This window comes from Amycolatopsis sp. NPDC051061 (assembly GCF_040682935.1).
Classification (GTDB): Bacteria; Actinomycetota; Actinomycetes; order Mycobacteriales; family Pseudonocardiaceae; genus Amycolatopsis.
This window is the reverse complement of record NZ_JBFBBZ010000011.1, coordinates 117,086-141,373: the sequence shown is the minus strand read 5'-3', so window position 1 is coordinate 141,373 and position 24,288 is coordinate 117,086. Positions and strand designations below refer to the sequence as shown.

Sequence of the window (24,288 nt, the reverse complement as noted above, 5' to 3'; positions counted from 1 at the left end):
GCTCAGGTCATCGAGAACATCGAGCCCGGGTTGAACACGTTCTCCGGGTCCAGAGCCGCCTTGATCTGCCGGTGCACCCGCATCCCCACCGGCCCGATCTCCCGTTCCAGCCACTCCCGCTTGATCTTCCCGACCCCGTGCTCGCCCGTCACCGTCCCACCAAGGGACAACCCCACCTCGAGGATCGCGTCGAACGCACGCTGAGCCCGCGCGAACTCGTCCTCGTCATCCGGCTGGTAGACGATCGTCGGGTGCATGTTGCCGTCGCCCGCGTGACCCACCACCGCGATCCGCAACCCCACCTCGGAACTGATCTTCTCGCAGCCGCGGATCAGCTCCGCGATGCGCGTGCGCGGGACGCAGACGTCGTCGGTCAGCCACTGGCCGTACGTCTCCAGGGCCGTCAGCACCACCCGGCGGGCCTGCAGCAGCATCCGGCCCTCCTCGACGTCCTCGGTCGTGTACGCCAGGTCCGCGCCGCAGTCGGTGCAGATCTGCTCGATCGCCGCCAGCTCGCGGCGCGCGACCTCGCCGCCCGCGTCGGATTGGCCCAGCAGCAGCGCCTGGCAGTCCGAGCCCGCCCCCAAATCGGTCTTCAAGTACGTCTCGGACGCCTTGATCGACGACGCGTCCATGATCTCCAGCAGCGACGGCACGAGCCCCTCGCGGACGATCCGGGCCACGGCCGCCCCGGCGGCTTCGGTCGTCGTGAAGCCCGCGACGAGCGTCGCCGGGGCCTGGGGCAGGGGCTTGAGCTGGACCGTCGCCTGCGTGATGACGCCCAGCGTGCCCTCGCTGCCGACGAACAGCCGGGCGAGGTCGTACCCCGCGACCCCCTTGACCGTCCGCCGCCCGGTCTTGAGCAGGGACCCGTCGGCCAGGACGACCTCCAGGCCCAGCACCGAGTCCGTCGTGACGCCGTACTTCACGCAGCAGAGGCCGCCGGCGTTGGTCGAGAGGTTGCCGCCGATCGTGCACCAGTCGTAGCTCGACGGGTCCGGCGGATAGAACAGGCCGTGCTTCTCGACGGCGTTGCGGAAGTCGAGGTTGACGACGCCCGGCTGCACGACGGCGAGCCGGTTGCCCGGGTCGATCTCGACGATCTCGTTCAGCTTGGTCATCGACAGCGTGACGCAGCCGTCGATGGCGTTCGCGGCGCCGGACAGGCCGCTGCCCGCCCCGCGCGGCACGATCGGCACCCCGGCTTCGGCACACGCCTTGACGACGGCCTGCACCTCCTCGACGTTCGCCGGCAGCACGACGGCGAGCGGGCGGCCGGAGGGCGCCAGCGGCATCATGTCGCGCGCGTAGGAGGCGGTGACGTCGGAGTCGGTGAGCACGGCGCTCTTGCCGAGCAGGTCGCGGAGCCGGGTGACCAAAGCTTCGTCGCTCATGGCCTCATGGTAAGCCCGCCTAGTCCGCACTGCGGAAGTTCTATTTCAAAACCGCCGGTTCAGCGCAGTGCGGGCTCCCATCTCAGCGAACCAGGCCCAGCAGCTTCTCCACGTGCACCCGCAGCAGCACGCGCTGGTCGCCGACCATCGCGTCGCGGTACTCGTCCCAGTCGGGGTGCTCGCCCGCCGCCCGGCGGTAGTAGTCGACGAGCGCTTCGACCGTCTCGTCGTCCCGCGAAGCCGCCGGCGCCGTGAGCGAGGCCCGCCCCTCGGCGACGACGTAGCTCCAGCCGTCCTCGCTGCCCACGTGGTAGGTCACCCGGGGGTCGCGGCGCATGTTCTTCGTCTTCGCCCGCGTCTCGGTGATCGACGCGATGATCGTGTTCGTCTCCGCGTCGTACAGGTGCGTGATCGTGGACAGCTGGGGCCGCCCGTCGCGGCGGATCGTGGCCAGGACGCCGTGGCGGTGCGTGCCGAGGAAGTCCTTCAACGCTGTGTCGTCGGTCATACCCCTACCAACCCGTGTCCGCCGCCCTTGTTCCGGGGAGCCGCCGGAAATCTGCTTGCATACGACAACTAAAGTGTGTTCCGACACATCGACCGCGCCTCCGCTTGCATAACCGCTAGTGAAGGCACATCCTTGCCTGAGGCAACTAGTTGCAGCCGCCAACCAACGCCGTTGAAGGATCCCTCATGGCACCGAACAGCTCCGCCACCCGGCCCAAAGCCGAACTGGACCTCGCCGACCAGCTCGGGCACGAGCTCGTGCGCTTGGTCCGGCTGATCAACAAGGCGAAGTCCCAGGTGACCAAGCAGGGTCCGGACGGGATCGAGCGGGCGGCCTACGCGATCCTCTTCACCCTCATCCACGAGGGCCCGCAGCGCACCAGCCGGCTCGCCGAGTCGCTCCACTCCGAGATCTCCACGATCAGCAGGCAGTCGAGCTCGCTCGTCCAGCACGGCCTGGTCGAGCGGCAGGCCGACCCCGAGGACGGCCGGGCGTGCCTGCTCGCGCCGACCTCCGAGGGCATGCGGGTGTTCGAAGAGAACCGCAAGCAGCGCAACAAATGGCTGGCCGAAGTGCTCGGGGACTGGACCGAAGGGGAGATCCAGACCTTGAACAAGCTGTTCGGCCGACTCAACACAGGTATCGAGAACCACTCTCCACAGCTGGCCGACGCGCAGGCGTCACCCGCTGCACCGGCCAAGGGGGCCACCGCATGAGCACCACCGTCGACAAACCCACTCAACCGCCCGTGGCGAAGGAGCCACCCCGGCTGAGCCACCGCCAGATCGTCACGATCCTGAGCGGCCTGATGTGCGGCATGTTCCTCGCCGCGCTCGACCAGACGATCGTCGGCACGTCGATCGTCAAGATCGCCAACGACCTGCACGGCTTCGACCTGCAGGCGTGGGCGACCACGGCGTACCTGATCACCTCGACGATCGTCACGCCGATCTACGGCAAGCTCTCCGACATCTACGGCCGCAAGCCGTTCTACCTGGCCGCGATCACGATCTTCGTGATCGGCTCCGCGGCGTCGTCGTTCTCGACATCGATGTACGAGCTGGCCGCCTTCCGCGCGGTGCAGGGTCTAGGTGCCGGCGGTCTGATGTCGCTGGCCATGACCATCCTCGGCGACATCGTGCCGCCGCGTGAACGGGCGAAGTACCAGGGCTACATCCTGGCCGTGTTCGGTCTGTCGACCGTGCTCGGCCCGGTGCTCGGCGGCTTCTTCGCCGGCATCGACAGTCTGGCCGGCCTGCACGGCTGGCGCTGGGTCTTCCTGATCAACGTCCCGATCGGCATCCTCGCGCTGTTCGTCGTCGCGAAGGTGCTGAACGTGCCGCACACCCCGCACAAGCACAAGATCGACTGGTGGGGCGCGCTCACGCTGATCGTCGCGGTCGTGCCGTTCCTGGTGGTCGCCGAACAGGGCCAGAAGTGGGGCTGGGGCGACGGCAAGGCGATCCTCTGCTACGTCGTGGGCGGCGTCGGCGTGATCTCGTTCATCCTGGTCGAGAAGCTGATGAAGGACGCCGCGCTGATCCCGCTGCGGCTGTTCAAGAACTCGACGTTCACCATCGCGATCATCGGTGGTGTCATCGTCGGTGTGGCGATGTTCGGCGCGATCATCATGATCCCGCAGTACATGCAGGTCGTGCAGGGCTACACGCCGACCGAGTCCGGGCTGCTGATGCTGCCGCTGATGGCGGGCATCATGACCAGCTCGATCGTCTCCGGCCGGCTCACCGGGAAGACCGGGCGCTACAAGATCTTCCCGATCGTCGGCACCATCCTGATCGCCGGCGGCGCGTTCTTCTTCGCGCAGGTCAAGTACGACTCGCCGCTGTGGCACCCGCTCGTCGCGGCCGCCATCATCGGCCTCGGCCTCGGCCAGTGCATGCAGACGCTGATCATCGCGGTGCAGAACGCGGGCCCGCGCAGCGACATGGGCGTCTCGACCGCGTCGGCGACGTTCTTCCGCCAGATCGGCGGTACCGCGGGTGTCGCGATCTTCCTGACGGTCCTGTTCAACACCCTGCTGCCCAACATCACGAAGGCGTTCGGCGGCAAGCTACCGGCCGGCGCCGGTGCGGGCATCAGCAGCCTGTCCGGGGACACCAGCGGCATCCAGAACCTGCCGGAGGCGATCAAGACCCCGGTCCTGATCGGCTTCACCGACTCGATCACCACGGTGTTCTACATCGCGGGCGCGGTGGCGCTGCTGGCCACCGTGGTGCTGCTGTTCATGAAGGAGATCCCGCTCACCAGCGGGGCCCCGGCCGCGGCGGCCATGGAGGGCGGCGAGGCGCTGCTCGACGCGGACGAGCACGACTTCGCCGACGAGCCCACCGAGATCGTCGAGCCGGTCCGGCCGGTCGACCGCGAGCCGGCCCTCGTCGGCGGCGGGAAGCACTCCTTGAGCACCAACGGGCACGGCGACTACCAGGCCGTGTCGGGCGCGCTGCCGATGCCGATCACGAACTCCGTCGCCGGCTCCGGGATCGACGTCCCCGTCGGCGCGGGTGGCGTGCCGGTCGTCGGGCACGTCCGCCGTCAGGACGGCAGCCACGTCTCCGGCGCGGCGCTGACCCTGATCGACCAGCGCGGCCGCCAGGTCGCGCGGGCCACCGGTGCGGCGGACGGCAGCTACTCGGTCCCCAGCCAGGGCCCGGGCGCGTACGTCCTCATCGTGTCGGCCCACGGCCACCAGCCGCAGGCCTCCAGCGTCGTGATCAGCAACGGGCCGGCGACGGTCGATGTCACGCTCACCGGGTCCGGCGAGCTGACCGGCACCGTGCGGGCGGCCGCCACCGGCTCCCCGCTGGCGAACGTCACGGTGACGCTGACCGACGGCCGCGGCGAGGTGAACGGCGCGTTCATCACGACCACGGACGGCACCTACGCCTTCGTCGGGGTCGGCGCCGGGGCCTACACCCTGGTCGCCAGCGGCCCGGGCTACCGGCCCGTCGCGGTGACGCTGACCGTGCCGGACAGCGGCGTGCTGCGCCACGACGTCGAGCTGTCCAGCTCGGTGCAGCTCACCGGCGTCGCGCGGACCGAGGGCGACCGGATCGTCCCGGACGCGCGGATCACCGTCCTCGACGCCGAAGGCAACGTCGCGGCCGTGGCCCGGACCGACGGCGAAGGCCGGTACCTGGTGAGCGACCTGCCCGCGGGCGCGTACACCGTGGTCGCGAGCGGCTACCCGCCGGCGACCAGCCAGGTGGAGCTGACCGGCGGCGAAGCCGGTCACGACGTCCGGCTGAGCTACGACCAGGCCCTCGACGAGCTGGTCGACCGGTCATGAGCGGCTTGCGCGCGACCTTCCGCACGGCCGAGGGCTGGGCGGTGGAGCACGCGGTGCTGACCGTGACCGACCCGGCCGGGCGGCAGGTCGCCCGGCAGGCGGCGGACGTCCGCGGGGAGGTCGTCACCGACGCCCTCCCGGCGGGCACCTACACCGCCGTCGTCACGGCGGCCGGGTACACCCCGATCGCCCGGATGACGCAGGTCGCCTCGGACGGCTCCGGCTCGCTCGGCGACGTCGTGCTGGCCCCGGTCGCCGAGGCGATCGACCTGCCGCCCGCCGGGCCGTGGGTGATCGACCCGATGCACTCGTCGGTGGTCGCGACCGCCCGGCACCTGGGCATCGCGAGCATCAAGGCGCGGTTCCCGGACGTGTCCGGCCGGATCGAGATCGGCCGCCCGGCCGAGCGGTCGTCGGTGCACGCCGAGATCAAGGCGGCGAGCATCGACACGAACATCCGGATGCGCGACGACCACCTGCGTTCGCCGGACTTCCTCGACGTCGACGTCCACCCGGTCATCACGTTCGCGAGCACCGGGCTGCGCCAGCGCGGCGTGGACTCGTGGACGCTGATCGGCGACCTGACGCTGCACGGCGAGCGCCGCGAGCTCGAGCTCGAGCTGACCTACGGCGGCTGGGGCCCGGACCCGTGGGGCGGCGTGCGCGTGGCGTTCCACGCCGAGACGACGCTGCACCGGAACGACTTCGCGATCAACTACAGCGCGATGGTGCGGGCGGGTGTCGCGGCGGTCGGGACAGTCGTGAAGATCGAGCTGGACGTCGAGGCGGTCCAGGGCGAGTCGCTGCCGCAGTTCTGAGCGATCGGTTTTTGAAGGCCCTCTCACCGCTGGTGAGGGGGCCTTCACCGTTCGTAGATCCTGAATATCCCGGACAGTTCGATTCGACCGTTCGCCGTGGGCCGTTCACTCGGGCCACGTAGGCTCCGGGTGTGAACGTCGTGAGCTTCGAGGCCGCGGGCGTCGGCGTGAGCTGGCTGGACACCGCCGGTCCGCTGCTCGTCTGGGTGATCGTGCTGAGCTTCGTGCTGGTCGAATGCGCGCTGATCATCGGGCTGTTCCTGCCCGGTGACTCGCTGCTGTTCGGGGCCGGCGTGGTGCTGGCCCAGCACGGTTCGGACGCGAACGCGTGGTTCCTTTCGGGCGCCGCACTGATCGTCGCCGTGCTCGGCAACCAGATCGGCTACTACATCGGCCGCACCGGCGGCACCAAGCTCATCGCCCGCCGCGACGGCAAGGTGCTGAACCGGCAGGCTCTCGACCGTGCTCAGCGGTTCCTGGACAAGCGCGGCTTCTTCGCGATCGTGGCGGCCCGGTGGATCCCGTGGATCCGCACGCTGGCCCCGCTGATCGCGGGAGCGGCCCGGATGGACCCCCGCCGATTCATGGCCGCGACGGCCTTGGGCGGCCTGCTGTGGGTGCCGACGCTGGTACTGCTGGGGTACTACGGCGCGGGTCTCCTGGACGCGCTGCCGTGGCTGAAGACGGCGGCGCTGTGGGTCAGCATCGCGTTCTTCGTGTTCGGCACGGGGTATGGGGTGCTGCGCTACCGCCAGGAGATGCGCCGCCCCGTCGACGAGCCGAACGACGCGCGGACCTGACTCAGAGTTCCGGGTCCGCCCAGATTTCGAGCTGAATGCCGTCCGGATCGCGGAACACGACGACCTTCGAACCCTCGAAAGTCCGCGAAGGCGCGGCCGGCAGATACGACACCCCGAACTCCGCGAGCCGGCACTCCCATTCGGTCAGCTCGGCAGTCGACTGCACCCGGAACGCGACGTGGTCGAGCCCGGTTCTGCGTTCGTCGAACCCGCGTCTTCCGGTGTCCGCGTGCTGGACCAGCACCACGGAGAACTCGTCCCCGGCGGACCGGAGCACGACCTTGCGCAGTCCCGTGTCCGGCTCTTCGCGCCGGGTGACCTCCTCGAGGTCGAGGACGCGCACGTACCAGGGCACGCTACGGTCCACGTCGGTCACGGTGAGCGCCAAGTGGTGCACGGACATGAGTTTTGCCATGGCTTTTTAAGCCGTCCTTTCGCGTGGCGGCTTCCCAGAGTTGCACAGCGTTCGCCCACCGAAAACGAGGGTGACCAAGTTCCGCGTCCGATCGTGATCTCGCCGTCTCCGGGCGTCTCAGCAGGCGGACGCCGGTGACTGAAGGTCATTCGTCTTTATCGGACGGTACTCGACCGATCACCGGCCGCCACCGACGTCGAGCACCGCGCCCGTGGTGAACGACGATGCCGGCGACAGCAGGAACAGCACCGCCTCGGCGATTTCGGCCGGCTCGCCGGCGCGGCCCATCGGGATCTGCTGCGCGAACTTCGCGAGCCGGCCCGGCAGGCCGGCGGCCTCGTGCAGGCCCGTGTGGATCATCCCCGGCGCGACCGCGTTGACCCGCACGCCCTCGCCCGCGACCTCCTGGGCGAGCCCATAGGTCAGCGTGTCGACGGCCGCCTTCGACGCCGCGTAGTGCACCCACTCCCCGGCCGAGCCGGTGCGCGCGGCCGTCGAGGAGATGTTGACGACCGCGCCGCCGTCGCCGCCGTAGCGCGTCGACATCCGGCGGACCGCCTCGCGGCAGCACAGGAACACCCCGGTCACGTTGACGTCGAGGGTCCGCCGGACGACCTCGACGTCGTAGGAGTCGAGCCGCCCGGGCGTGTTGCCGACGATCGCGGCGTTGTTGACCAGCGCTTCCACCGGTCCGAGCGCGGCGGCCGCGTCGAACAGCGCGCGGACGTCGTCCTCGACGGAGACGTCCGCGCGGACCGCGACCGCCTGCCGGCCGTGGGACCGCACCTCGTCGGCCACCGCGAGCGCGGGCGCGGGATCGCCCGAGTAGTTGACGACGACGTCGTAGCCGCGCGAACCCGCCAGCGAACAGATCGCCGCCCCGATCCCCCGGCTGCCGCCCGTGACGATGAGGGTCAAATCGCGAAGTTCGCCAGCGGCAGGTTCTCCAGCACCAGGTCCGCGCGGTCGCGCGTCGGCGAGATCAGGTCGGCGTTGCGCTGGTCCGAGCCGAGCGCGCGCTGCTTCGCCTCGACGAGCGAGCGGCCGTAGCGGCGGTGGCGTGACACCAGCCGTTCGATCCGCTCGGGCTCGTCCGGCGCGAGGAACCAGGCCTCGGTGAGCAGTGGCCGGATGCCGCTCCACGGGTCGTCCGGCAGCAGCAGGTAGTTACCCTCGGTGATCACCAGCTGGACCTCCGGCGGCACCGCGACGGCCCCGGCGATCGGCTCCTCGATCTCGCGGCGGAACTCCGGCGCGTACACCGTCTCGCGGCCTTCGGCGAGGCGACGGATCAGGTGGTAGTAGCCGGCCGCGTCGAACGTGTCGGGCGCGCCCTTGCGCTCGGTGCGCTCCAGCCGGCGCAGCTCGACCTGCGCGAGGTGGAAGCCGTCCATCCCGACCACGGCCGCGCGCGAGCCGAGCGCGTTGGCGATCGCCCAGGCCAGCGTGGTCTTGCCGGACGCCGGTGCGCCGATGATGCCCAGCACGTTGCGCTGCCCGCGCACGGTCAGGCCCTCGGCCCGGGCCAGCAGGTCGTCGAACCCCGTCATGTCCTGTTCCTTCCTGCGATCGCGGTCGTCCACGACCGCGGTCCCACCTGCCGCACCCGTTCGGCGGCCACCTCGTTGGCGAAGCGAATCCGGTCCGTCACCGTCGGTTCGCGCGTCACGGCCACGGCGAGCGCGCCGTGCCAGACGTCGCCCGCACCTAGTGTGTCCCGCGCTTCCACGGCCGCGACAGGCACCTCACCCGAGCTGCCGTCCGCAGTGGACCACCGCACCGGGCCGGGCCCGGCGGTGGTGATGACGGTGGCTACGCCGCGCTGGTGCAGACCCGGTTCCGGCGCGCTGAAGTGCGCTGAGCACGCGGCGATGTCGACCAGCGGGAGCAGCTCGTCGAGCACGGGCTTCCAGCTCCCGGCGTCGAGCACGACCGGCGCTTCGGTCCCCCGCGCGACGGCCAGCGCGAGTTCCGGGTAGTGCCCGTCGAGCAAAACGACATCGGCTTCCGGAAGCGGAGCTTTTACGTGAAAGCTGCGGTTCGCGGCATTGCGGGAGACGACCGTGCGCTCGCCGTCGCGGTCGCGGATGGCGACCGCGCTGACCGGCGGTGGGTCGGGCAGGTCGGGAGCCAGGTCGATCAGCCGGACCCCGTGCGCTTCGAGGTCGGCGCGGGCGAGCGCGGCCAGCGGGTGTGCACCGAGGACGGTCAGCAGGATCGCCTCGGCACCGAGCGCGGCGGCCGTCACCGCGGCGTTCGTCGCGGGCCCCCCGGCCGCGACGTCCACCCGCAGCGACTGCACCTTCTCGCCCGGCGCCGGAAGCTCGTCGACCCGCTGGACGACGTCCACGGTGCACAAGCCCGCCAGCAGCACCCTCACGTCAGGTCAACCCGGCCACATGGGTCGCGGCGGCGGCCTCTTCCACTTCACCGTTTTCGTTGAGCCGCAACGCACCCGTGAGCAGGCCGACGACCTGGTTCATCGAGTGCGTCTTCGGCGAGACGACCGCGACGCGCTTGCCGAGGCGGTGCACGTGGATGCGGTCGGCGATGTCGAAGACGTGCGGCATGTTGTGGCTGATCAGCACCACCGGCAGGCCGCGGTCGCGGATCCGGCCGATGAGGTCGAGCACCTTGCCGGACTCGGCGACGCCGAGCGCGGCGGTGGGCTCGTCCATGATCACCGCCTTGGTGCCGAACGCGGCCGCGCGGGCCACCGCGACACCTTGGCGCTGGCCACCGGAAAGCGTCTCGACGGGCTGGGAGATCGACTTGATATTGATGCCGAGCTCGTCGAGGATCCGCTGCGCTTCGGACCGCATGGTCGCGGTGTCGAGCTTCCGGAACAGCCCGAACGGACCCTTGAGGCGCTTTTCCCGGCCCAGGAACATGTTCGACGCGATGTCGAGCGCGGGCGCGACGGCGAGGTCCTGGTACACCGTCTCGATCCCGTAGTGCCGAGCGTCCAAAGGGGACTTGAAGTGGACGGTCCGACCGTCCACTTTGATCTCCCCTGCGTCCGGGATCACCGCCCCGGAAAGGGTTTTGATGAGCGACGACTTCCCGGCGCCGTTGTCGCCGACCACGGCGAGCACCTCGCCGGGGAGCAGGTCGAAGTCGGCGCCGTCGATGGCGGTGACCCGGCCGTAGCGTTTCACCAGGCCGCGGGCTTGCAGGATGGGTTCACTCATGACTGCTGCTGCCTCCTCGCGATCCGGTCCACCACGACGGCGGCGATGAGCAGGGCGCCGGTGGCGAGGTCCTGGTAGTTGCCGTCGACGTTCATCTGCGTCAGCCCGGACCGCAGCACGGCCACGACCAGCGCGCCCATCAGCGTCCCGAGCACCGAGCCGCGGCCGCCGAAGAGGCTCGTCCCGCCGAGGACGACGGCGGTGATCGAGTCGAGGTTGCCGAGCTGGAACTGGTTCGGGTCGGCGTTCGGCGTCCGGCCGAGCGCCTGCCACGCGGCGATGCCGAACGCGAGGCCCGCCACGATGTAGACCGACAGCACCGTGCGGTTGACCTTGATGCCGGACAGCCGCGCGGACTCCGGCGCGTTGCCCACCGCGTAGACGTGCTTGCCCCACGCGGTTTTCGTCAGCGCGTACCAGACGCCGAGGTACATCAGCAGCGCCAGCGTCATGCCGTAGGTGATGGGGATGCCGCCGAAGAGATAGCGCTTGGTGCCGAGCCACTGCAGCAGCCCGTCGGTCACCGGGACGGCCTGGCCGCCGGCGATCAGCTTCGACACCGCGGTCAGCATGGTGAACGTGCCGAGCGTGATGATGAACGCCGGGAGCTTGATCCGCGTGGCGAGCGAGCCGATGAAGATGCCGACGATGATCGTCAGCACGACGCCGGCCAGGAGCGCGACGAAGCCGTTCGTGCCGGCCGCGGCGAGCTTCGCCATGATCAGCGTCGCGACGACCATCGAAGACGCGTTGGACAGGTCGATGCCCGCGATGAGGATGACGAGCGTCTGGCCCAGCGCGAGCGTCCCGACGACCAGCGACTGCTGGACCACTGTGGACAGGTTGTCGAGGTCGAAGAACGTGTCTGTGGCCAGCGAGAACACCACGACGGCGACGACCAGCGCGAGCGCCGGGCCGACCGCGGGGGCGCGGAGGAGGAACTCACCGAGCGACTCACGTTCCTTTGTGTCCCTTGTGGACACAGCCGACGCCGTTGTCATTTCGTGCCTCCCCAGCAGTTCTGCAGGCCCCACGCGGTGTCGTGACTCTCGACGCCGGGCAGGGGCTTGTCGGTGATCACCGCGGACCCGGTGTTGACGAAGCCGGTCGGCTTCTTGCCGGTCTTCGCGTAGTCGACGGCGGCGAGGACGCCCTGTTCGGCCATCTTCTTGGGGAACTGCATGACGGTCGCGGCGTACTGGCCGTCCTTGACGTTCTGGACGCCTTCGCAGCCGCCGTCGATCGAGCCCATCACGATCTGGCCGGTGAGCCCGCGGGCCTTCAGCGCCGCGTACGCGCCGCGGCCCATCGGCTCGTTCATCGAGTAGACGGCGTTGATGTCGGTGCTGCGCTGCAGCAGGTTCTCCATGCCCTGCTGCGCGAGGCTCTGGTCGCCGTTGGCCGCGGTGTGGCCCTTGATCTCCGGCGAGCCGTCGGTCAGCCCGATGCCCTTGAGGAAACCGCCGTGGCGCTGGGTGTCGACCGAGCTGCCCGCCGTGCCGTCGACCATGAGCAGCTTGGGCGGGACGCCCTTGAGCGCGGCCTTGACGTAGGCGCCCTGCTGCTCTCCGGCGGCGAAGTTGTCGGTGGCGAACGTGGCGTCGACGGCGTCGGGCGGTTCGGTGGCGGTGTCGAGCGCGATGACCAGGACACCGGCGTCGCGGGCGTCCTTGATCGCCTTGAGCACGCCGGTCGAGGAGCTCGGCGTGATGAGGATGGTGTTCACGCCCTGCTGCATGAGGTTCTCGATGGCGCGGACCTGGCCGTCGTTGTCCCCGTCGAACTGGCCGGCGAGGGCGTTGAAGTCGGCGCCGTTGGCCTGCGCGGCCGCTCTGGCGGAGTTGCGCAGTTCGACGAAGTAGGGGTTGGTGTCGGTCTTGGTGACCAAGCCGACCTTCGCTTTGCCACTCCCGCCGGTGTTCGTGTTACCGCCCCAGTGGCGTTCGACGGTGCATCCGGTCGTCGCGGCGAGTACGGCGGCCAACGCGAGTGCGGTGAGACTTCGCTGTCTCATGGGTTCCCACCCCTTAAGGAAGACACGGTGTGATCGAGTGCTTGCCGATGGTCGGGAAGGTAGACAGACTGCACCGTGGACGCAAGCGTTTGCGCAAACGCTTGCCGGAAAGGATTGGCATGCCCCAGCCGAGATCATCCCGGCCGACCCAGCGGGACATCGCCGAGCTCGCCGGCGTCTCCATCACGACCGTCTCGCACGTCGTCAACGGGACGCGCGCGGTCGCCGAGGACACCAAGGCGGCCGTCCTGCGGGCGATCGAGACGACCGGCTACACCGGCGACGCGATCGCCCGTTCGCTGGTCACCGGCGGCACGCGGTCGATCGGGATGGCCATCTCGCTGGTGGCCAACCCGTACTTCGCGACGCTGATGCAGGCGATCGAGCGCGAGGCGTCGGCGCACGGGTACACCGTGCTGCTGGCCGACACGCACGACACGGCGGGCACGGAACGTGACACCGTGCGAGCGCTGCGCTCCCGGCGCGTCGACGGCCTGCTCATCACGCCGGCCCCCGGCGACGGCCCGGTGATCGGCGAGCTCGTGTCGCTGGACGTGCCGACGGTGCTGATCGACCGGCTGACCACCCGCGCCGACGTCGACCAGGTGGGCACGGAGAACATCCAGGCGACGTCGGCGCTGACCGCGCACCTCGCGACGCTCGGGCACCGGCGGATCGGGATGATCAGCGGCACGCCCGGGCTGTCGACGAGCGAGGAGCGCGTGCTGGGCTACCGGCTGGGCCTCGGCCGGTCCGGGCTCACGTGGTCGGCCGACCTCGTGGCCTGCGGGAACTCGTCGCACGAGGGTGGTTCACTGGCGTTGAGCACGCTGCTGGCCCTGCCCGAACCGCCGACGGCGCTGGTCGTCGGGAACGACAGCATGATGGTCGGGGTGCTGCACGAAGCGCGGCGGCGAGGCCTGCGCATCGGGCGGGACCTGCCGGTGGTGGTCTACGACGACGTCGAATGGGCGGACCTGGTGGACCCGCCGCTGACGACGATGGCGCAGCCGATCGAGGAGATCGGGCGGCAGGCGGTGCGGCTGCTGCTGGCCCGCATCAACGACCCCGCGCGCAAGGCCGAGACGGTCCGGCTGGCACCCACTCTGCGTCACCGTGAGTCGTGCGGCTGCCCGCCGGTTCACTCACATCAGTGATTCTGGGGCCGCGGCGCGTCGGCGTGGCCGCTCAGCGGATACCTTTCGGCTGAGCGTCTGCGAGGGCTTATGACGGCACTATCGCCGGAGCTCCGGTTGTGGGACCCCCCGGTCACCTACCGGATCGGCGTCGCGATGGGTACGCACGCGAACCCCTACTCGGGCGAGCTGCTGCGCTCGATCAGGGCAGCCGCGGCGCAGGCGGGGTGTGACGTCACGCTGGCCGACACGGGCGACACGGCGAGCGAAGAAGCGTCGCTGGTGCACGCGCTGCGGGCGGACCTCGTGGACGGCGTGCTGCTGGTGCCCTCGGCCGGCGGCGAAGCGGTGATCAACGGCCTGGTCCGGATGGGCGTGCCGACGGTGCTGGTCGACCGCGTCGCCGCCCGCAACGACGTCGACCAGGTGGGCACGGAGAACGTGCACGCGGTGGCGTCGCTGGTTCGCCACTTGACCGAGCGCCGCCACCGCAAAATCGGCCTGATTTCGGGCGACGAGGGCCTGGACATCAGCCGCGAGCGCGTCCGCGGCTACCGGCTGGGGCTGGAGCAGACGGGGCTGCGGTTCAACCGCGAGCTGATGGAAAGCGGGCTGTCGACCTCGGGCGGAGCGGCCCGCGCGACGGCCAAGCTCCTCGACGGCTGGCCCTCCCCGACGGCGCTGGTGGTGGCGGACGAGTCGATGCTGGTGGGGGTCCAGTACGAAGCGCACCGCCGCGGGATCCGCATCGGTTCGGAGCTGGCGGTGGTGGGCTACGGGGACATGGAGTGGGCGCGCCGGGTGAGCCCGGCGATGACGACGCTGGTCCAGCCGGTGGCGGACATCGGGCACCGGGCGGTGCAGCAGCTGCTGTCCCGGATGGCGGATCCGGACCGGCCACCGGAGTCGGTGTCGCTGACGCCTCGGTTCCTGCACGGCGCCTCCTGCGGATGCTGACCGCGTAACAAGGCCGTTCCCCGGGACGACCTGGACCACATCTTCCGATCAGCGAGGTGGGTCCTTGAGCGAGACGTCTGGTTTCTGGTCTTATGTCCACAAGGACGACGCGGCCGAGAGCGAGCGGATTTCCCAGCTGGCGCGCGATGTCGTGTCCCAGTTCGAGATGATCAGCGGCGAGTCGATCTCGCTCTTCCTGGACCGGGACAGCATGGAGTGGGGCGAGAAGTGGCGCTCCAAGATCGACACGACGCTCGCGTCGGTCGCGTTCTTCGTCCCCATCCTCACACCGCGGTATTTCCTGAGCGCGGAATGCCGCCGCGAACTGAACTTCTTCGCTAGACGAGCCAGCGAGCTGGGCATCCCCGAACTCATCATGCCGATCAAGTACATCGATTTCCCCGGCCTCACGGACGAAGTCCCCGTGGACGACGCCATCACCTTGATCAGGTCCTTCCAGTGGGAGGACTGGACCGAGACGAGGTTCTGTTCGCGCACTTCTCCCGAGTACCGGCAAGCGGTGGCCCGGCTGGCCGAGCGGATGCACCGGGTCAATTCCGCGCTGGAAACCAACGCGGTCGTGGTGCCTGCCCTTGCCGAGCCGGCCGAGGATGACGAGCTCGGGTTCGTCGACGTCATCGCGAAGGCGGAGCAGGCCTTCCCCGAGTGGAGCACGACGCTCGGGGAACTCGGCCAGGCGATCGCCGAGATCGGCGAGGTCATGGCGACGGCGGGCGCCGAAATCGAGGACGGCGTGAAAAGGGGCGAGTCCTACTCGGCGCGCTTGGCCGTGATCGAGGTCGCCGCCGGCAACCTGGAAGAGCCCACCACGCGGATCGAATCCCTCGCCAACGCCTACTCGAGCCAGCTGCACAACGTCGACGACGGGATCTCCCTGATCATCAAGATGATCCCCGCCGAGATCGAGAACCAGACCACCCCGAGCACGGACATCAAGTTCTTCTGCGATTCCCTGACCAGTCTCGCCGACGCGGCGGCCGAGGCCCTGGGCCACATCGGGACCATGACCGAAGTCCTGGAGCAAACCGAGGGTTCGACGAGGACGATCAGGCCGGTCGTCCGGCGCCTCCGCAAGAGCTTGACCCTTCTCCTGGAAGCGAAGGACATAACCCAGAACTGGGTGACCGAGATCGACAAGCTGACATTGCCGTGAAGAGCGCGGGAGAATGGTCACGTGATCCGACTCGCACACACCGCGCAGCTTTGGCCGCCGAGCTTCTCGCGACCCGGGCCCTGCTCGAAGGCGCCTTCAAGGACTTCGACCTCGACGGCTGGGAGAACACCCTCGGCGGGATGCACGCCCTGACCTTCGACGGTGACGAGCTGGTCGGCCACGCCTCGCTCGTGCAACGGCGGCTCCTGCACGGCGATCGCGTGCTGAACACGGGTTACGTCGAGGGCGTCGCGGTGCACCCGGACCACCGGCGGCGCGGGATCGCGAGTGCCTTGATGGCGTCGATGGAGGCGCTGCTGCCCGGGTACGAGGTCGGCGCGCTGAGTGCGTCCACCGCCGGGGCGCCGCTGTACGCGGGCCGCGGGTGGCAACAGTGGCGCGGGTCGACCTTCGCCTTGACGCCGCGAGGGGTCCAGCGCACCGAAGACGACGACGGCGCGGTCTACGTCTTCCCCGGCCGGGTGCCGCTCGACCTCGACCTGGCCGGGGAGCTAACCGCCGACTGGCGGGCCGGCGACGTCTGGTGACAGCGTCGCCGCCGCTTCCAGCAGCATCCAGCCGCCCACCTGGACCGACATGTCTCGTTCCGGCACATCCGGAGGCAGCGGCGACGACGGCGCCGGGCGGTCCCAGAACGCGCTGAACAGCGGGCCCTCCGAAGCGCCCGACCAGCACGCCGAAGCCGACGTGAGCACCAATGACCGGGCCAGAGAAGCTTCCGGCTCGGGCAGGGCACGCGCCGCCAAGGCCAAGTACCGCGCCAAGATCGCCCCGAACAACCCGCCGTCGCCGCCGCTTTGGCCGCGGATCACTCCTCCCGGGGCACAATGCGAAGCCACCGCTCGGACCGTCCGCGCCGCATCGTCCATTAAGGACAGCTCCAGGCACGCCCCCAGATAAACACCTTGGCAATACGTGAAGATGTGCTTCACCAGCTCGCCCGTGTCCGCACGAATCCCGTCCCAGACCAAGCCCGATTCAGGATCGACCAAAGTGGACGACATCCAGTCCGTCATCTCGCGCGCCCGCACCACGTTTCCCGACCGGGCGTGGAAGATCGCCGCCGGACCGTTGGCCGGGGCGTTCTTGAAGTCGTCTCCGCGACGCCACCGGATTCCGCCGCCCGCGGCCGGCGTCCACCCCGACAGCAGCTGCGTGTCGATCGCCGCGATCGCCGGGCCGACGTCGATGCCGAGCGAAGAAACCCGTTGCAGCGCAAGGCCGAGCCAGGCGATGTCGTCGTAGTAGTCGTTCGTCCACCGGCCGAAGTTGCGCAACCGCACCGAACGCACGAAAGAGCGGATCAGGGCCAAGCGCGAAGCAGCCGGAGAACGCAGCTGAGCGTCGACCAGCGTGTCCAGCAGGTGGGCCTGCCACCAGTAGTTCCAGTGCCAGTGCAGCCGCTGGTCAAGGGACGCCGGCCAGCGGCTGCGGCCCAGCGCCGTCCCGGGCAGGCCCCAGACGCGGCGGAGGTGCCGGGCAGTCACCGCGCGTTCGGCGGCCGAGACGTCCATGACGCAATCCTGCCTTGCCCATCGACATACCGCTCGGTATGTTGAAGGACCCCAATGGCTCGCGAGGTGCCCATGACCACCGCACACGTCACCTGTCCGCTGTGCGAAGCCACCTGCGGCCTCGAGGTCACCCTCGACGAGAACCAGCAGGTCACGCGCGTGAAGGGCGACGAGAACGACGTCTTCTCGAAGGGCTACATCTGCCCGAAGGGAGCGTCGCTTGGCGCGCTGCACCACGATCCCGACCGGCTGACCGCGCCGCTGCTCAAGCGCGACGGCGAGTTCGTCGAGGTCAGCTGGCAGGAGGCGTACGACGAGATCGACCGCCGGCTCCCGCCGATCCTCGAGGAGCACGGCCGGGACGCCGTCGCCGTCTACGCGGGCAACCCCGGCGTGCACAACATCGCGCTGACGCTCTACGGCCGCGTGCTCTACAAAGCCTTGGGCACCAAGAACTTCTACAGCGCGACGTCGGTCGACCAGATGCCGAAGCACTACTCGTCCGGCACCCTGTTCGGCGACCCGCTCGCCATCCCCGTGCCCGACCTCGACCGCACTCGGCACCTGCTGATCCTCGGCGCCAACCCGCTCGTCTCGAACGGCAGCCTGATGACCGCGCCGGACATCCGCGGGCGGCTGCGCGGGATCCGCGCCCGCGGCGGCAAGATCGTCGTCGTCGACCCGCGGCGCACGCGCACCGCGCAGTTCGCCGACGAGCACCACGCCATTCGGCCCGGCACCGACGCGCTGCTGCTGTTCGCGCTGGTCAACGTCCTGTTCGCGGAAAACCGGGTCGCGCCCGGCCGCCTGGCGGACCACCTCAACGGCCTCGATGACGTCCGCGACCTGGCCCGGCCGTTCACCCCCGAAGCCGTGGCGACGCGCACCGGCATCGACGCCGCCGACATCCGCCGGATGGCGCTCGACCTGGCCACGGAGAACGCCGTCGTCTACGGCCGGATCGGCACCACGACGCAGGCGTTCGGCACGGTCGCGAGCTGGCTGGTCGACGTCCTCAACGTGCTCACCGGCAACCTTGACGAGCCGGGCGGCGCGATGTTCCCGCTGGCCGCGTGCCAGCCGACCGGGAACCGGCGGCCGTTCGCCGTCGGGCGCTGGCACAGCCGCGTCCGCGGCTACCCCGAGGTCGTCGGCGAACTGCCGGTCGCGACGCTCGCCGACGAGATCGAAACCCCGGGCGACGGCCAGGTCCGCGCGCTGATCACCGTCAGCGGCAACCCCTGCCTGAGCACTCCGAACGCGGGACGCCTCGCCGAAGCCCTGAAAAAGCTCGACTTCATGATTTCCGTCGACGTCTACCTCAACGAGACGTCGAGCCAGGCCGACGTCATCCTGCCCGGCCCGTCGCCGCTCGAACGGCCGCACTTCGACCTGGCCTTTTACCAGCTTTCGGTGCGCAACGTCGCCAACTGGACGCCGGCGACGCTGCCGCCGCAGCTGCCGCAGGAGTGGGAGACGATGCTGCGGCTCACCGGCATCGTCACCGGTCAGGGCCCCGAAGCGGACGTCGCGGCGCTCGACGACTTCGTCGCCGCCGATGTCGCGCGCCGCGCGAAGCTCGAAGTCACCCGCGACCGCACCGGCCCCGCGCGGCTCGTCGACCTGATGCTGCGCGCGGGTCCTTACGACGTCACGCTGGCCGACCTCGAAGCCGCGCCGCACGGGGTGGACTTCGGGCCGCTGAAGCCGCGGATCCCCGAGGTGCTGTGCACCGCGTCCGGCCGGATCGAGCTGGCGCCGGAGACGATCGCCGCCGACGTCCCCCGGCTGCGCGCCGAACTCGCCAAGCCGGAAGACGACGGCCTGGTGCTGATCGGCCGGCGGCACCTGAGCTCGAACAACTCGTGGATGCACAACCTCGCGCCGCTGATCCGCGGCGGCAACCGCTGCACCGTCCTGGTCCACCCGGCCGACGCGACGCGCCTGGGCCTCACCGACGGCTCACTCGCGTCGGTGACCTCGCGCGCCGGCAAGCTGGAGGTGCCGGTGGAGGTGACGGACGAGGTCAGGCCGGGCGTGGTCAGCATCCCGCACGGCTGGGGCCACGACGTCGACGGCTCGCGGACCCGGGTGGCGCGTGCGAACCCCGGCGTCAATTCGAACCTGGTCGCGGACGAGACGCTGCTCGACGTTCCGTCCGGAACGTCGGTGCTGAACGGCATCCCGGTCGAGGTCGCACCCGTCTGACGCTTGACACCCCGGCCGTCGGGAGCGCATCCTCGGCTGCGCATGTTTACGTGAACATCGATCATCTCGGAGTTCGCATGACCCGCCTTCGCCGTCACATGCACGCCATCCTGATCGCGGTCCTCGCCGCCTCCCTGCTCACGATTCCCCAGCCCGCTGCCGCCGCCACCACCGCCTTCCGCGGCGTCAACTGGGCTGACGCCCGCGACAACTACGTGGACGGGTGGGTCATCCCGACCGGCCTCACCGCCGGGGACACCTACGATGTCGTCCGCAGCAAGGCCGACGGCATCATCAGCGGTTTCCAGCAGCAGCTGGGCGCGAACACCGTGCGGCTGCCGATCAACCCGCAGAGCGTCAATTCGGACTGGTGGGCGCGGTACCAGGGCGCCGCCGACTCGGCGCTGGCCCACGGCATGAAGGTCATCTTCGGGTACTGGGAAGCGAACAAGGACGGGCTCGTCGACGACGTGACCGCGTGGAACACCATGTGGGACAAGGTCACCGGCGACTACGCGGGCAACGGCAACGTCTACTTCGAGCCGATGAACGAGCCGTTCGGCTACAGCTTGAACTCCTGGGTCTCGCTCTGCTCGACCTGGCTGTCCCGCCATTCCGGCATCCCACGCGGCCGGGTCCTGGTCAGCGGAACCGGCTACAACGACAACGTGACGGGTGTCGGGGCGGCGAGCGCGTTGACCGGAACGCTGCTGTCACTGCACTTCTACGGTTTCTGGGCCTCGGACACGACCCGCTCGGCGTGGACGGCCAACCTGAGCAACCGGCTCGGTTCGTACTCCTCGCGCACGGTCATCGACGAGGCCGGCTCGCCGATGACGACCGGGCTGGACTACTCCGCCGGGCACCAGGACGGCAACGTCTTCACCGCGTACTTCGCCGCCACCACCGACCTGGCGCGGTCGCGGCAGATGGGCGTCGTCTACTGGCCCGGCCTGCGTTCGGGGGACACCTACTCGATCACGCGGCAGAGCGGCAGCGGCCTGGCGACCAACAACGCGTCGGGCGTGGTGCAGCTGCGCTGGGGCTGGGGGCTGTGACTACCAGGCCGTCGACAGGTCGGCGTGCTGCCGGACCCACGCGTGCATGACGATCCCCGCCGCGACGCCCGCGTTGATCGAGCGCGTCGTCCCGAACTGGGCGATCGACACGACCAGCGACGCCGCTTCCTGCGTACCCGCCGACAACCCCGGCCCCTCCTGACCGAACACGAGCACGCACTCGCGCGGCAGCGACGCCGTCTCCACCGGCTCGGACCCCGGCGTGTTGTCCACCGCGACCACCGCCAGGCCCTGTTCGGACGCGAAAGCCACCAATCCGGAGACGTCGTCGTGGTGCCGGAGGTGCTGGTAGCGGTCGGTCACCATCGCGCCGCGGCGGTTCCAGCGGCGGCGGCCGACGATGTGGACCTCCGCGGCCGCGAAGGCGTTCGCCGTGCGGACCACCGTGCCGATGTTGTGGTCGTGCTGGAAGTTCTCGATCGCGACGTGGAACGGGTGCCGCCGGCTGTCCACATCGGACACGATCGCCTCGCGGCGCCAGTAGCGGTACGCGTCGACGACGTTGCGGCGGTCGCCGTCGCGCAGCAGGTCCGGGTCGTACCGCTCGTCCGACGGCCAGTCGCCCGGCCATGGGCCGACGCCGACCTCTTCGCGGCTGACCCACTCGGTGGGTCCGGCGTCGGGGGAGGTGCTCACCCCCCGATTGTCGCCTAGCCCAAGCGCACCCGGTGCGTCCGGGCGTCTTCGCTGTGGTCGCGGTGGCGCCAGCGGTGGTACACGCCGACGTAGGAGTAGACGACCACCGCGATCGCGACGACGCCGATCGCCGGCAGCCACGACTGCGGGAACACCGTGCCGTACAGGTAGTAGGCGTTGAACCCGCCGGGCAGGTCGCCGAGGCCCTGCTGGTGGCGGAAGAAGTTCTCCAGCGCGGTGAACGGGCACGGCACCGGCGCCACGTTGACCAGGATTCCCCAGGCGACGGCGAGCATGTGAACGAAGATCAGCTTCGGCCAGCGCCAGGCGACGAATCCCCCGAAACCGATGAGGATCAGGGCCAAAAGGTGCACCGCGACAGTCACGTCCGCCAGGAACTTCGCCACCACACGCCCCCTTCACCGTCCCCCTACCAGCGACTTTACTCCGCTGATCGAGTTCGGCCGCCCCTAGGAATGCCCGGCTGTGTGATGTTTAACCCACCGGAGCAACCTGTTCACCCCGGCGGTGACGGGGGCGTCACACCCGGTGGGAATTCCGGTGGGCGTTTTGCCGGGTACTTCGTCGGCTCCTCGTGCGGGTACTGCTCGGGCGGCTTCTTCCACGGCGGCTGGTGCCCGGGCCGCTCCGGCGGCTCGTCGGGCTTCGACGGCTCGTCCATGCCTTCGACGGTACTCCGGGAGGGGGTCAGGCGAACGCCGCGCCGTCGAGGTCCGTGACGACCAGCCGCAGCCGCGCGTTCTCCCACACCGTCCCCACCAGCACCGGACGCACCACCGCCGCGGCCCGGTCCAGCAACGGCGGGATCGGCAGCCGCGTCGCGATCAGGCGGACCTGAACGACCTCCGGCGACAGGTCGACCGCCGAATCCGCCGACAACCACGTCGCCGGGCGGAGGCCGTCCACCGCTTCGAGGGCGCCGACGATCTTCTCGACGGCTTCGGCCCCGGTCACCGGTCCTCGATGTCCATGATGGACACCGAAACCTCGTCGACGACCAGGCCGGTCTGCTCGGTCACGAACCGCCCGACCGCGCGCTGCACCGCCCGGCCCACCGCCGCGGCCTGGTCGGCCGAGGCTGTGACCAGGTCGATCTCGACCGTCACGCGGCCGTCCGCCGTGCGGACCCGGACGCCGTCCGCCGGCGCCGGGTCGAGGCCCTTCCAGCGCTGGCGGGCGGCGCGCGTCCACGCCGTGACCAGGCCACGCAGGCCCGGTTCGAGCCGCACCACGCCCGGCGTCCCGATCGCCGCCCGCGCCGCCACCGACGCGATCACCGGGTCGGCGATGACGTAGTCCACGCTCATTCCCCTGGCTCCCCGACAGTGTCTTCCTCAACAGTGTCTTCCTCGAAGAGGTCGTCCACCAGCAGGTCGAGCTTCGCCAGCGTCAGCCCCACCCGGGCCGCGGCCGCCGCGGTCACCCGCTCCCGCACCAGCGCCAACGCCGCACCGCCGGTGACGATCCGCAGACTCACCGCGAGGGTGAGTTCCACCTCGACGACACCGCCGACGCCGTCCGCTCTGGTCCGCACCCGGCAGCGTCGCGCCCGGACGCCGTCGACCGTGTCCGCCGCGTACCGCAGCACGGCCGCGACGGCCTGCTCGCTGATCTCGACGAACCCGGGTTCGGGGGTCGGCAACGCCACCATCGAGCCGCGCCGCACCTCGGCCCGCACCGCCGACATGATCCGGCCGAACAAGGCCGGCGGAACATCGTCCTCGACCACCAGTTCCGCGGTGGCTTCGCGCAGGGCCAGCAAGCTCTCGCGCGCGGCCCGGCAGTGCGGGCAGGTCAGCTCGTGCTCGTCGGCCAGCCCGGCGCCGACCGCGTCGAGCCGCTCCCACACCTGCTCGACATCGCGTTCGCAGGGCAGCTCGTAGTCCGTCATCGCCACGGCTTCATCACCTCCGCCAGCTGGGCCCGGGCCCGCGCGATCCGGCCGCGGACCGCGGTCGCGTTCGCGCCGACGACTTCGCCGATTTCGTCGTAGGACCGGCCGTGCACTTCGCGCAGCAGCCAGCACGCTCTCTGTTCGGGCGTCAGCTGTGCCAGCGCCGCGGTCAAGGCCGCGAGCTGCCCACTGACCTGCGCGGCCCGCTCCGGCTGGAGGTCGGCCCGAGGCGACTCGGCGGTGTCCAGGTCGACGTCCGCCTGGGGTTTCCGCGCGCGGATGGCGTTGAGGCAGCGGTTCGTGGTGGCCCGGTAGAGCCAGCCGACGAACGCCGCGTCCTCGCCGAGCTGGCCGAGCTTGCGCCAGGCGTTGAGGAAGACCTCCTGCACGACGTCCTCGGCGTCGCCGCGGTGCGCGAGCATCTTCACGGCGAGCCGGAACATCGGCCCTTGGTAGCGCAGCACGAGCTGCTCGTACGCCCGGACGTCGCCATCCTTCGCGCGCCCGACGAGGGTCGCGTCGTCGAGCGGCGTAGCGGCAGTCGTCACGGCACCTCCTCAGGAGGAGGACACCAGCGAACGGAAAACGTCACGGGGTGATTGTCGGTGACCTGGGTCACCGAGGCGAATCAGCCCAGGCCGAGGTCGTCCTTGCCGAGGACGTAGCGGTACTCCAGGCCTTCCTTCTCGATGGCCTCCCGCGCCCCGGTGTCGCGGTCGACCACCGTCACCACGCCGATCACGTTCGCGCCCGCCTCACGCAGGGCGGCGACCGCTTCGAGGACGCTGCCGCCGGTCGTCGACGTGTCCTCGACCGCCAGCACGCGCTGCCCCCGGACCTCCATGCCCTCGATGCGCCGCTGCATGCCGTGTTCCTTGACGGACTTCCGGACGACGAACGCGTCGAGCAGGACCCCGTCGGTCGCCGCGGAGTGCAGCATCGCCAGCGCGACCGGGTCGGCGCCGAGCGTCAGCCCGCCCGCGGCGACGTAGTCCCAGTCCGCCGTCAGCTGGCGCAGCAGCTTGCCGATCAGCGGCGCGGCCGCGTGGTGCAGCGTCGCGCGCCGGAGGTCGATGTAGTAGTCGGCTTCCTTGCCGGACGCCAGGGTCACTTTTCCGTGCACCACGGAAAGATCGGTGACCAGCCTGGCCAGTTCGAGTTTCGCCGCTTGATCCAACCCGGGGTACGCCACGGCCGAGAG

28 protein-coding genes are annotated in these 24,288 nt (G+C 70.1%); 10 read left to right on the top strand and 18 right to left on the bottom strand.

Features of this window, described 5'->3' with window-relative positions; translation table 11 throughout:
- Positions 1-2: 2 nt before the first annotated feature.
- Both AB0N03_RS17290 and AB0N03_RS17285 read right to left on the bottom strand, forming a co-directional pair.
- Positions 3-1,394 carry an FAD-linked oxidase C-terminal domain-containing protein gene (locus AB0N03_RS17290; RefSeq protein WP_364372021.1) on the bottom strand — a complete coding sequence of 464 codons (1,392 nt, stop codon included), beginning with the start codon at positions 1,392-1,394 and terminating at the stop codon, positions 3-5.
- Between the two features lie 82 nt (positions 1,395-1,476).
- Positions 1,477-1,902: a PPOX class F420-dependent oxidoreductase gene (locus AB0N03_RS17285; protein WP_364372018.1), complete on the bottom strand. Its 426-nt coding sequence runs from the start codon at positions 1,900-1,902 to the stop codon at positions 1,477-1,479.
- A gap of 185 nt (positions 1,903-2,087) precedes the next feature.
- Between AB0N03_RS17285 and AB0N03_RS17280 the strand changes: the two genes are divergently transcribed.
- The 4 genes from AB0N03_RS17280 (at position 2,088) to AB0N03_RS17265 (ending at position 6,827) form a co-directional block, all read left to right on the top strand.
- Entirely contained in the window at positions 2,088-2,618 is a 531-nt protein-coding gene (locus tag AB0N03_RS17280; RefSeq protein ID WP_364372016.1) for a MarR family transcriptional regulator, read from the top strand.
- Entirely contained in the window at positions 2,615-5,209 is a 2,595-nt protein-coding gene (locus AB0N03_RS17275) for an MFS transporter (RefSeq protein WP_364372013.1), read from the top strand. Before AB0N03_RS17280 ends, AB0N03_RS17275 begins: the two co-directional genes overlap by 4 nt.
- A complete protein-coding gene (locus AB0N03_RS17270; RefSeq protein ID WP_364372010.1) occupies positions 5,206-6,027 on the top strand; it encodes a YceI family protein in 822 nt (273 codons plus the stop codon). Before AB0N03_RS17275 ends, AB0N03_RS17270 begins: the two co-directional genes overlap by 4 nt.
- A 131-nt stretch (positions 6,028-6,158) precedes the next feature.
- Positions 6,159-6,827: a DedA family protein gene (locus AB0N03_RS17265; protein WP_364372007.1), complete on the top strand. Its 669-nt coding sequence runs from the start codon at positions 6,159-6,161 to the stop codon at positions 6,825-6,827.
- A gap of 1 nt (position 6,828) precedes the next feature.
- On the opposite strand, the gene AB0N03_RS17260 is transcribed toward AB0N03_RS17265, so the two are convergent.
- The 7 genes from AB0N03_RS17260 to AB0N03_RS17230 form a co-directional block, all read right to left on the bottom strand.
- On the bottom strand, positions 6,829-7,242 hold the full coding sequence (locus tag AB0N03_RS17260) for a VOC family protein (protein WP_364372004.1): 414 nt from the start codon (positions 7,240-7,242) through the stop codon (positions 6,829-6,831).
- 177 nt (positions 7,243-7,419) lie between these two features.
- The gene (locus tag AB0N03_RS17255) at positions 7,420-8,160 is read right to left on the bottom strand and encodes an SDR family oxidoreductase (RefSeq protein WP_364372001.1); all 741 of its coding nucleotides are present in this window, start codon (positions 8,158-8,160) and stop codon (positions 7,420-7,422) included.
- The gene (locus tag AB0N03_RS17250; RefSeq protein ID WP_364371998.1) at positions 8,157-8,792 is read right to left on the bottom strand and encodes a nucleoside/nucleotide kinase family protein; all 636 of its coding nucleotides are present in this window, start codon (positions 8,790-8,792) and stop codon (positions 8,157-8,159) included. The genes AB0N03_RS17255 and AB0N03_RS17250 overlap by 4 nt, the downstream gene beginning before the upstream one ends.
- Complete coding sequence (locus AB0N03_RS17245; protein WP_364372301.1) at positions 8,789-9,616, bottom strand: PfkB family carbohydrate kinase; 828 nt, start codon at positions 9,614-9,616, stop codon at positions 8,789-8,791. The genes AB0N03_RS17250 and AB0N03_RS17245 overlap by 4 nt, the downstream gene beginning before the upstream one ends.
- A gap of 7 nt (positions 9,617-9,623) precedes the next feature.
- On the bottom strand, positions 9,624-10,433 hold the full coding sequence (locus AB0N03_RS17240) for an ATP-binding cassette domain-containing protein (protein ID WP_364371995.1): 810 nt from the start codon (positions 10,431-10,433) through the stop codon (positions 9,624-9,626).
- Positions 10,430-11,434 carry an ABC transporter permease gene (locus tag AB0N03_RS17235; protein ID WP_364371992.1) on the bottom strand — a complete coding sequence of 335 codons (1,005 nt, stop codon included), beginning with the start codon at positions 11,432-11,434 and terminating at the stop codon, positions 10,430-10,432. Before AB0N03_RS17235 ends, AB0N03_RS17240 begins: the two co-directional genes overlap by 4 nt.
- Positions 11,431-12,447 (bottom strand): substrate-binding domain-containing protein, encoded by a 1,017-nt coding sequence (locus tag AB0N03_RS17230; protein WP_364371989.1) that lies wholly within the window; start codon positions 12,445-12,447, stop codon positions 11,431-11,433. The genes AB0N03_RS17235 and AB0N03_RS17230 overlap by 4 nt, the downstream gene beginning before the upstream one ends.
- Positions 12,448-12,566: 119 nt before the next feature.
- Between AB0N03_RS17230 and AB0N03_RS17225 the strand changes: the two genes are divergently transcribed.
- From AB0N03_RS17225 to AB0N03_RS17210, 4 genes are all read left to right on the top strand, one after another.
- A complete protein-coding gene (locus AB0N03_RS17225) occupies positions 12,567-13,604 on the top strand; it encodes a LacI family DNA-binding transcriptional regulator (RefSeq protein WP_364371986.1) in 1,038 nt (345 codons plus the stop codon).
- A 69-nt stretch (positions 13,605-13,673) separates the two neighbouring features.
- Positions 13,674-14,540, top strand: coding sequence for a substrate-binding domain-containing protein (locus tag AB0N03_RS17220; protein ID WP_364371983.1), 867 nt, complete (start codon positions 13,674-13,676; stop codon positions 14,538-14,540).
- Positions 14,541-14,604: 64 nt separating this feature from the next.
- Positions 14,605-15,714 (top strand): toll/interleukin-1 receptor domain-containing protein, encoded by a 1,110-nt coding sequence (locus AB0N03_RS17215; RefSeq protein WP_364371980.1) that lies wholly within the window; start codon positions 14,605-14,607, stop codon positions 15,712-15,714.
- A gap of 50 nt (positions 15,715-15,764) precedes the next feature.
- A complete protein-coding gene (locus AB0N03_RS17210) occupies positions 15,765-16,262 on the top strand; it encodes a GNAT family N-acetyltransferase (protein ID WP_364371977.1) in 498 nt (165 codons plus the stop codon).
- On the opposite strand, the gene AB0N03_RS17205 is transcribed toward AB0N03_RS17210, so the two are convergent.
- On the bottom strand, positions 16,227-17,249 hold the full coding sequence (locus AB0N03_RS17205) for a glycoside hydrolase family 76 protein (protein ID WP_364371974.1): 1,023 nt from the start codon (positions 17,247-17,249) through the stop codon (positions 16,227-16,229). The two genes, AB0N03_RS17210 and AB0N03_RS17205, sit on opposite strands and share 36 nt — an antisense overlap.
- 72 nt (positions 17,250-17,321) lie before the next feature.
- On the opposite strand from AB0N03_RS17205, the gene AB0N03_RS17200 reads away from it, so the two are divergent.
- Together AB0N03_RS17200 and AB0N03_RS17195 are read left to right on the top strand one after the other, a co-directional pair.
- Positions 17,322-19,457 (top strand): molybdopterin-dependent oxidoreductase, encoded by a 2,136-nt coding sequence (locus AB0N03_RS17200; protein ID WP_364371971.1) that lies wholly within the window; start codon positions 17,322-17,324, stop codon positions 19,455-19,457.
- 77 nt (positions 19,458-19,534) lie between these two features.
- Positions 19,535-20,515: a cellulase family glycosylhydrolase gene (locus AB0N03_RS17195; RefSeq protein WP_364371968.1), complete on the top strand. Its 981-nt coding sequence runs from the start codon at positions 19,535-19,537 to the stop codon at positions 20,513-20,515.
- On the opposite strand, the gene AB0N03_RS17190 is transcribed toward AB0N03_RS17195, so the two are convergent.
- The 8 genes from AB0N03_RS17190 to pyrE all read right to left on the bottom strand — a co-directional run bounded on the left by AB0N03_RS17190 (position 20,516) and on the right by pyrE (position 24,279).
- The gene (locus AB0N03_RS17190; RefSeq protein ID WP_364371965.1) at positions 20,516-21,172 is read right to left on the bottom strand and encodes an RNA methyltransferase; all 657 of its coding nucleotides are present in this window, start codon (positions 21,170-21,172) and stop codon (positions 20,516-20,518) included. It lies immediately after the preceding gene.
- 14 nt (positions 21,173-21,186) lie between these two features.
- Complete coding sequence (locus AB0N03_RS17185) at positions 21,187-21,579, bottom strand: DUF2784 domain-containing protein (RefSeq protein WP_364371962.1); 393 nt, start codon at positions 21,577-21,579, stop codon at positions 21,187-21,189.
- A 110-nt stretch (positions 21,580-21,689) separates the two neighbouring features.
- Positions 21,690-21,854: a hypothetical protein gene (locus tag AB0N03_RS17180; RefSeq protein WP_364371959.1), complete on the bottom strand. Its 165-nt coding sequence runs from the start codon at positions 21,852-21,854 to the stop codon at positions 21,690-21,692.
- 26 nt (positions 21,855-21,880) lie between these two features.
- Positions 21,881-22,147: a hypothetical protein gene (locus AB0N03_RS17175; RefSeq protein WP_364371956.1), complete on the bottom strand. Its 267-nt coding sequence runs from the start codon at positions 22,145-22,147 to the stop codon at positions 21,881-21,883.
- Positions 22,144-22,500 carry an Asp23/Gls24 family envelope stress response protein gene (locus AB0N03_RS17170; protein ID WP_364371953.1) on the bottom strand — a complete coding sequence of 119 codons (357 nt, stop codon included), beginning with the start codon at positions 22,498-22,500 and terminating at the stop codon, positions 22,144-22,146. The genes AB0N03_RS17175 and AB0N03_RS17170 overlap by 4 nt, the downstream gene beginning before the upstream one ends.
- The gene (locus AB0N03_RS17165) at positions 22,497-23,090 is read right to left on the bottom strand and encodes an Asp23/Gls24 family envelope stress response protein (RefSeq protein WP_364371950.1); all 594 of its coding nucleotides are present in this window, start codon (positions 23,088-23,090) and stop codon (positions 22,497-22,499) included. The genes AB0N03_RS17170 and AB0N03_RS17165 overlap by 4 nt, the downstream gene beginning before the upstream one ends.
- On the bottom strand, positions 23,081-23,635 hold the full coding sequence (locus AB0N03_RS17160; RefSeq protein WP_364371947.1) for an RNA polymerase sigma factor: 555 nt from the start codon (positions 23,633-23,635) through the stop codon (positions 23,081-23,083). Before AB0N03_RS17160 ends, AB0N03_RS17165 begins: the two co-directional genes overlap by 10 nt.
- A gap of 80 nt (positions 23,636-23,715) precedes the next feature.
- Entirely contained in the window at positions 23,716-24,279 is a 564-nt protein-coding gene (gene pyrE / locus AB0N03_RS17155; protein WP_364371944.1) for an orotate phosphoribosyltransferase, read from the bottom strand.
- Positions 24,280-24,288 lie beyond the last annotated feature (9 nt).